An 8,422-nucleotide genomic window follows, 5' to 3' on the forward strand; every position below is an offset into this window, starting at 1 on the left:
CCACTTCACCCCGACCTCATGCTCGTGGCTCAACGCGGTGGAGGGTTTCTTTGCCAAACTGACCCGGCAGAGGCTCAAGCGAGGAGTGTTCCACTCCGTGGTTGATCTCCAAGCCGCCATCAACCGGTATGTTGCCGAGACCAACACCCGTCCGAAGCCTTTCACCTGGACAGCCGATCCGGATCAAATCATCGCCTCGGTCAGACGTGGGTACCAAGCGTCAGATTCCATCCACTAGGTGACGAGGGCGGGCTAACCTACCTGTGGCCATGGCCTAGAGACCATGGTAGCGGGCGAACTGGTGTTGTCACGTTAACTCGGGTTTGACCGCGACCGTGTAGTCGGGCCAGCATGAGCAAGCCTGTCAGCTACCAGCGCCACCGCTTTCCGCCTGAGATCATCGCCCATGCAGTCTGGTTGTATTTCCGGTTTCCTCTGAGTCTGCGGCTGGTCGAGGAGATGCTGCTCGAGCGCGGCATTCGCGTCTCCTACGAGACCGTCCGCCGGTGGGCGCTGAAGTTCGGGCCGGCGTACGCTCGCCGCCTCAAACGCAAGACGCCGAGCCGGCGCGACATCTGGCACTTGGATGAGGTGGTGGTTACCATTGCCGGCCAGAAGCACTGGCTGTGGCGGGCGGTTGATCAGGACGGCTATGTGCTCGATGAGATCGTCCAGACGCGCCGCAACACCACAGCGGCCAAGCGCTTGCTGAAACGGCTCTTGCGCAAGCAGGGCGGCCCACCTCGGCGGCTGATCACCGACAAGCTCGGCTCCTACGCGGCCGCTCACCCTCAGATCATGCCCGCGGTGGAGCACCGCTCGCACAAAGGGTTGAATAACCGTGCGGAGAATTCGCATCTGCCCTTGCGTCGGCGAGAGAGGGCAATGCAGGGATTTCGATCACCGAGAGGGCTACAGAGATTTGTCAGTGTGTTCTCTGCCGTCGGCAATCTCTTCGTTCCGCCCCGGTCCCGCCGCTCTGCCCTTGCCACCCACCTTCACCGCCTCAAGGCCATGGCGGCGTGGAAGTCTGCAGCCGGCCTTGCCTGAGCCTGTCAGCTGACCGCATTGGCCTCGGTGCGTCCGCTGTCAGTTAATGTGACAGCACCCCTTCAGGACGAGCTGGACGAGATCCGGGAAAGAGCCCGCCGAGCCTTCCAGGTCGCATAGGGATTGCAGCTCCCTTTTTAGGGCACTCCAATCGACCCGCCTCACCACACCCTGCCATCGCTGGCGTAGGCAGGGATGAGGCTTCGCTCTGACTTCACCATCGCTCCCAAGATGAAATCAAATCAGGAATATAGCCCCCTGGAGYAGGTCTGCCAAAGAAATARCCCTGCCCGTGGCTACAGCCATGCCTTTGAAGGAAGTCGGCTTGGGCAGCTGTCTCAATCCCTTCTGCGACTGTTTCCAGGCCAAGASYCCGCCCGAGCGACAGGACTGACGATAGGATTGCAGCATCCTCTGAWTTGGAGGCGAGATCCTTAACRAAGGAMCGGTCAATTTTGATGACATCAACAGGGTACTGCTTCAGGTGYAGTAGGGAAGCGTACCCTGTGCCGAAGTCATCGAGGGCAATTCTCACCCCTTCCACGTGAAGCGTCCRAAGGGCCTGYTCCACGTACTCGGCTCCCCGCCCYAGAAACACCGTCTCCGTGACCTCCACCTCGAGGTAGCGTGTCGGTATGTCAGCCAATCTGAGCCGCTCCAGCAGCTGTTCGGCAAAACGGCCGCTGCGGAACTCGGCCGCCGAGGCATTGACCGCGACATGACCGAATTCGAGTCCGGCATCCAGCCACTGACGCATGTTGCTGATGATGCCCTCCTGCATCTGCTGACCTATTGCGATGGCAAAGCGTGGATCATCGAACGCGGCTTGAATCATTGATGGCAGTTCTAGACCACCGCGTGGGTTGCGCCACCGGAGCAGGGCCTCAAAGCCGGCAAGCTCCCCCGTACCCAGCAGAACCTTGGGCTGATAGAAGGGCTCGATCCGCCGCTGCTCGGTCGCCCGGCGCGCATGGTTCAGCATGGAGGCCCTGCGCTGAGCGTCAGCCCGCATCTCAGGCTCGAACAGCATGGCCTTGCCGCGTCCGGTGGACTTGGCCGCATGAAGCGCCATGTCGGYCTGCTTCAGAAGGTCAGAGGTTTTGCTTCCATCACCAGGCCAGATGCTGGCCCCGATGCTCGCGCGGCAATCAAGGATGCGTCCGCCATAGGAGAACGGCTCTTCGAGGCAGCTGAGGATACCTTCGATGATAGCGTTCAATCCGAGCTCGCCATCAATGTCAGGCAGAATGACGGCGAACTCATCCCCGCCGTTGCGAGTCACCGTATCCGTGCCACGAACCGATTGCCGAAGCCTCTGCGCCACCTCAACGAGGAGGGCATCGCCGGCACCATGCCCTAGCGTATCATTGACATGCTTGAGATGATCGACATCAAGAAACAGCAAGCCCATTTTCCGGCCCGAGCCGGCTGTCTGCCTGATTGCCTCATCAAGCTGCTCGTTGAACAGGGCTCGATTAGGCAGCTCGGTCAGAGCATCGTGGTGTGCCACCCAGCGGATGCGCTCCTCCGCCTGCTTTTGTTCTGTCAGGTCTCCGACGAACCCCTCCAAGGAAACGGCWTCACCGGACCCGTTGTAGATGAACTGACCACGGTCCAGCACCCAGCGGATCTCGCCCGATCGTGTCACAATCCGGTACACGGCGGAGAAGAGGCAGCGATCCTTACAGGCTTGAGATACAGCCCTCTCGAACTCCTGAAGGTCCTCCGGATGAACAATATCATCCCAGTCGAGAGTTCCATTGCTAAAGTCGGCAGCACGGTAGCCGGTCAGGGTTTCTGCGCCCTCGCTAATGAATATGATCGGCCAAAGCAGCTTTGGATCAGCACTATAGACGAGGCCGGGCAAACTATTGATGAGTGTTGCAAGCTTACGTCTGCTTTCGCGAAGCGATTCTTCCGCCTGGATCCGCTCTGTCAGATCGCGTGAAACACCAATGACGCCGATGATTTCGCCCTCCCTACGCCACGGCACCTTCACGGTCTGGAACCGGCGGGGTTCTCCACGGATCGGGATGGTCTCCTCGACTTTGGAAACCTCTCCGGTCGAAATCACGTGGCGGTCGGCTTGCTCATACACATCTACAAGCTCAGGGGAATAGAAGTCGCCGACCCGCTTTCCGATCAACGAACTCCCTTCGGTTATCTGACGATTGATGAAGATGAATCTGCCATCTCGATCCTTGACGAAGATCAGATCCTCAACGCTGTCGATAACGGTTTGGAGCAGATTGTGAGCTTGGCGGGCTGTCTCTGCAGCCAGCTTCCGATCGTTGATGTTGCGGAAGAAGACAGACAAACCGCTTTCAACAGGGACCGCATGAACCTCGTACCAGGCTGACAGAGGCGGATAAAACGCTTCAAAAACCTGCCTYGACCTCTCAGCCATGGCACGACGGTAGGCGGCCTCAAACGGTGACCCGATAGCTTCCGGAAATGTGGCCCAGATGCTTATGCCTGTGAGCTGTCGCCCTCCGGCAATCTCAGCCACCGCACGCTTACTCAGATAGGTAAACCGCCACTGCGTATCCAAGCAAAAGATACAGTCGCTGATCCCGTCCAGGAGCGACATGGGATCTGGAGGATCGCCTTGACTCGAGCCCCCCTCGAACCAAGCTGACGTACTAGCAACCCCCACTTTGGTTTCCTTATTTTTGTGATTCAGTAACAACGCGTGTTTGGTCAGGCGCGTTTAGGCCGTCTCAGAGAATACTACTTTTGTCTAAGATAYACCATGTCCTATATTCAGTCGMCCGCGAAAGGGCAAGTGCTCAGAATATCGCTAAGCTGTCCTACCGRGCCATTCCGGGTTTCAACRCCCCTCCCGATGGCATGCAACGCCTGCCTGTGCCTTCGCAACAAGTGCGTAGGTTTTTGAATCAAATATCTAGRGCGCYCCGGGGCCATCCCCCCACTCTGAACAAACGATTCAAAGCCAGAGGCAGCCGTTATAAAAGCCTGTAGTAATGGGGAGAATGCCTTCTCGCCTCAGCACAACCCAGCAAGTRGSTGCACTTGCCAATTCCTTGGGAGCCGTTACGCTCCRGGCAGCCTCAACAMCCCAAGGGCATCGCATGACGCGCAAGGATCTGGTGGCAATCTATGGACGGGTAGGGCTTGCAATCGCAGCATTCGCCCTCGTCGCTGGTATTATCGCAGCTCCTGTTCTTCAGATGCTGGGACCCTCTCCCGTCGTTGCATCGAACCCACAGGATGAGCCAGCCTTCCGCTCCCTAGTCACACCAACGAGCTTAAAGACAAACTAGCCGGCGCAGGGGTTGTCGGGCATCGGCAGCCCTGAATGCGTCCTGCTCACTGCACCTCGGGGACTTCGACGCCTACCAGCCGAATAATCATCAGGTTGTCGCCCTCCGTCCATTTAGGAGAAGCCTTCAACTCAGCGGTTTTCTGCTCCTCCTCCTCGTCACTAGCCACGAGRAKCAYRTGATAYTTRCCMGTGTCCTTCRGAGCCATCTCYTCCAAGACCTCAAGCCGTCTGATGATGCTGCGGTTCATTGCGCATTCCTTCCATAGTCGTGAACCCGGCGCCCGTTCATRGCGACATGSGCCAGYAGATCCGYYATTGTCYTGCCYGTGGCRAAGGGCTCCGTCTGKGTRAACTTATGGACCCTCACGAACGTGTCTGACGCATTGACCCCGTGTCGATCGATGAAGGCCGCACGCTTCTCCTGGAACTCCTCATCAGTGTGAGCCGGGATGACATGCRYCATGAGGTCAGGGCGAGGGGCAGAGGCCTCCAGACGGGCCAAGCGGGTAAGTGTGGCTCTGCTCATCGGGTAATGCTCTCTGGAGCGCGAGGAACGCCTGTGATGATCCGATAGACGGCGTTATCGTCCCTTGAGAGCTCACCGGACTCAACGAGGGCCAAATGCTTCGCCTCTGCCTCCTCGTGCGAATGCGCAATGATCCGACGCCAAGGACGAGCACCCTTTGCAGCGCCCGCAGCAGCCTCCAGCTTCTCAAGTCGTGAAGTGATAGCCTTGCTCATCGAGCACGCTCCTCTTGTGCAAGGAGGTCTAGCCATTCCTCATGAGTGTGAGTGATGGGAAAGGTTTCAAGCATCCGAGCCGCATCCGTTTCAGCCACCTGCTCCTCAATACAGAAATCCTCCGGCTTGGCGCGACCGGACGCAATCAACCCGGCTCGCTGGGCTTCATAGTCCTCCTCATCGCGAGCATAGATGACATGCCAGTGCCCGAGCACCTTCGGGCCTTGGACGCAAGGGTGCGCATTCAGCGCGCTGATGTTGAACAAGTAGGCGCTCAGAGTGCCAATCTGCTGTTCCTGACCCTCAAAGTCGAAGAGCTTGATGACTCCATTGATTCCGTGGACGAGGCGTTCCGCTGGCATGTCCTCATGGATTTCCATGAGTTGCACCGTGAATTCGACAACGACGTCGTCATCCTCTGCTCGCGCCATTCCCGCCTCCCCTTTACGGAGAGTCTAAGATGGACAGGATTCCTGTGGCTAGGGGGAACTACCATCTGAGTGGTGGCTTGCCTTAGAGCGAAGCAATTCAGGAGTGCGATATGTCTGGAACGTCGAAGCCTGAAGATCCAGGGTTAGAGGACCCTAATGTACCAGGCCCATTGCCTGAGCTTGATCCTGTTCCAGGGGACGATACCCCGACTGATCCGGACGAGCCCTCGCTAGACGAAGTGCCCTATGTCCCGCCTCCTGGCACTCAGTAATGGATGGAACGTGATGTCTGATATTCCCTACGCGGATAACCCACAGCCCGACATTCCAGCGCCATCGCCTGAGCCAGACATTCCGGCTCCGCCACAACCTGACATCCCAGCACCGGATCCTGAACCCGGGATACAGCCTCCCGAGCCTTCTGAGCCGCCTGGAGATGATGTTCCGAAGGTAGAATAACGGGGACGCCTTCCCGCTCGTGTCAGCACCGGAAGGTGTGTTGAGGTAGTCGTGCTTATTCCTTGAATCCCTGCTTAGGGACCTCGATCAGCTTGAAGGATGGAATGACGGTGTCATTCCATTCCGCCATCACCTGTCCGCAGCATTCACAGTGCTGGTAGTTATTCTCACGCTCGGGCTGGCGCCGAATAGTCACCTCGTACAGCGCGCCACAGGTCACACACACGAACTTCCCAACAAGGCGGGATGTCCTGTTTGGATCATAAACAGGGCGGCTCCTATGCGGCGTGAAGGGCGCGTTCGACGACATGGGCCGGTGGCGCTGACGTCGATTCCGCTCACTACTTCATGTCTGCCTGACGGGGTTCAGTCCCGCGGCGCTCGCGCCAGTCAAGAACGACGACCAAGACAAGAGAACTTACTGCAAGTGCGGGGATGATCGAGTGCAATGAGAATTCGAGCATATCGTCTCTCCACCTTCTGACCCCTCAATTCTAAGGTTTCTCGCGGGGCAACGAAATTCGGCTGGACGGTCTAGGTCATATGGCCGGCTCGAATAATATGACGTTTGGCGCAGACTTCAGGTGGATGCTTCCGCAGCAACGGTCAGACCAAGCCCCGGCGGCGCTACAGATCCTGATAGCCGTCCTTTCGCCTTGCGCTYGCCAGCGCCTCTAAGGCYTCCGCTGCRTCWYCCTMGGTCGGGAATTCCGTCGCTRTCTCCYGGCCMCRTGYSCCTACYCTYCCCCAGCARCAGACCAGRCGCACGGTCCCGAACAGATCCCGCTCGATCATGAGGGAATAGAACCGCCGCTGCCCGTTTGGGTCGATCCGGTGCAGCACGAGGTGGTGCTGAATGGGCGAGCGTTCGTCCTTCACCATGCGACACTATTCATCAAGCCAGAGTTTATGCAGTGCGATAATACTGATTCAAGCGGAGCCTTAAAAAGAGCCCGTTATAAATCCATGAGCACAAGCTCATATGAATAGGGGCTTCTAATGAATGAATATACCGGACATGATAAGCCCTATCCTCACTGGTTTCCGATTGTTCTCGGCGGGGCGATCGGAGGGCCATTGCTGCTCTATATCCTCGGAATTATCCTATAAGCCTCAGGCATGCTTTCGCTCCTTCGAAGCTTCTGRCCGCAACAGTGCCATCAGCACAGGGCCTAGAGAGAACTGGCCGGCTTTCGCTCTCTCCGTCAGGTTCCGTAGGTATGCGCCTGGGCTTCGGATCGACTCCGCCCGTTGAAGAATTGCAGCCACTGTGATGCAGGCCTGTTCCTCACCGGCTCTGTTGCATTAACTTCGCGCGACACAAGCCATAGCGTGTTTGTTGGCCTGACCAGCTACCAGATCTTGTGGCTTGACGGGTTAATGCAACAGAGCCTTGCGGGAGGTCACTCGTCAGGCTCTCGACAACAGCGCATCACGAAACCGTAGGGACTGGATCTTCTTTCGATGAGCCGTCCGCCTTGATCGTCCTATAGAGGACATGCTTAATCGACAGTGAGGGCTCGCCAAAATTGCTATGGCGTCTACTTTCGCGCGACGTCTGACAAGTCGCTCCCTGAGTTTCCGCTTCCTCCTCACGCACGGGTTACAGCAGCATTTGAAATGCTGGATTACGATCGTTGTGGCAGAAGATCCAATAACATCTCTTTAGCCCTTCCGGTGTAGGCAGTGTGAGTGCTGAGAAAGGCGCGAAATGGCACTGCGGTGGAAGCCTACAATCCCTGACGACAACAACCCTCATGATGTGGTGGGCAGTCTGCACCTCCACGTCTTTGCACGCGTGTACCGCGTCTTGAGCGGAAGCGACCAGGGCCGCTTCCGTTGGTATCTGAATGATGTTCCGACATCAGCCGGGGTGCAGCTGCAAGGCATCGAGGATACACAGCAGAAGGCTAAGCACGTCGCAGACCGGTATTTCCAGCAATGGCTCGAACGAGCTGGGCTTATGGAAGCTCCGGTGCAAGGCAAGAAGCAACTTGCCCTCCCCTTTCACATGAGTTCTCAGCCCGAGGGTGCTCAAAGGACACGGAAAGCAAAGCCTGCTGTCATCCCGTCGAGCTCACAACAATGAGCAGCCCTGAACGGGGCCTTCCTGCACAGTAGAAATCGATAGGCCAATTTCGGAGCATCCAAAGGAAGACCGTGTCGCCCACCCCCAAACGAAGAACAGAGCTTCTCCATCAGAGTGACACTGCCTCCGAAGATGTTGCTCAGGGCGGGGGCTTGCTGGCTCGAAGCATCCCTGCCCCTCAACCCACCGAAATYGCAGACCAGAGCGCGTCATCGAAGCTTCCCCTGCAATGCCTTGCTGTGTAAAGGCATGCATACCTCTCACTAAAGTTCATCCATCTACTTGCGCTGACACGCCAGATTTCGCTGGACGAGAGTTTTGACAAGAAGTCTTGAGAGGCGGGCTTATTGTATGTTGGCTCACCAA

5 protein-coding genes and 2 pseudogenes are annotated in these 8,422 nt (G+C 57.5%); 3 read left to right on the plus strand and 4 right to left on the minus strand.

The genetic code is table 11. The features are described 5' to 3' along the window. Nucleotides 1-238, plus strand: a pseudogene (locus ACXJKO_RS27380) (IS630 family transposase); the annotation flags it as partial. A 113-nt stretch (nt 239-351) separates the two neighbouring features. After that, on the plus strand, nt 352-1,050 hold the full coding sequence (locus ACXJKO_RS27385; RefSeq protein WP_457094201.1) for an IS6 family transposase: 699 nt from the start codon (nt 352-354) through the stop codon (nt 1,048-1,050). Nucleotides 1,051-1,264: 214 nt separating this feature from the next. Here the strand turns inward: ACXJKO_RS27385 and ACXJKO_RS27390 are convergent, their stop codons facing one another. The 4 genes and pseudogenes from ACXJKO_RS27390 to repC all read right to left on the minus strand — a co-directional run. After that, entirely contained in the window at nt 1,265-3,640 is a 2,376-nt protein-coding gene (locus ACXJKO_RS27390; protein WP_457094202.1) for an EAL domain-containing protein, read from the minus strand. A gap of 1,433 nt (nt 3,641-5,073) precedes the next feature. Further along, nucleotides 5,074-5,508, minus strand: a complete 435-nt coding sequence (locus ACXJKO_RS27395; protein ID WP_457094203.1) for a hypothetical protein — start codon at nt 5,506-5,508, stop codon at nt 5,074-5,076. Between the two features lie 1,086 nt (nt 5,509-6,594). Next, complete coding sequence (locus ACXJKO_RS27400; RefSeq protein WP_457094204.1) at nt 6,595-6,849, minus strand: WGR domain-containing protein; 255 nt, start codon at nt 6,847-6,849, stop codon at nt 6,595-6,597. 231 nt (nt 6,850-7,080) lie between these two features. Next, a pseudogene (repC, locus tag ACXJKO_RS27405) lies at nt 7,081-7,260 on the minus strand (replication initiation protein RepC); the annotation flags it as partial. A 418-nt stretch (nt 7,261-7,678) separates the two neighbouring features. Between repC and ACXJKO_RS27410 the strand changes: the two are divergent. Next, entirely contained in the window at nt 7,679-8,056 is a 378-nt protein-coding gene (locus ACXJKO_RS27410; protein WP_457094205.1) for a hypothetical protein, read from the plus strand. Nucleotides 8,057-8,422 lie beyond the last annotated feature (366 nt).

It is taken from the genome of Microvirga sp. P5_D2, assembly GCF_054049475.1.

Coding starts and splice junctions, on each gene's coding strand:
- ACXJKO_RS27395 (WP_457094203.1), bottom strand. CDS start 5,508: ATGGCGCGAGCAGAGGATGACGACGTCGTTGTCGAATTCACGGTGCAA.
- ACXJKO_RS27410 (WP_457094205.1), top strand. CDS start 7,679: ATGGCACTGCGGTGGAAGCCTACAATCCCTGACGACAACAACCCTCAT.
- ACXJKO_RS27385 (WP_457094201.1), top strand. CDS start 352: ATGAGCAAGCCTGTCAGCTACCAGCGCCACCGCTTTCCGCCTGAGATC.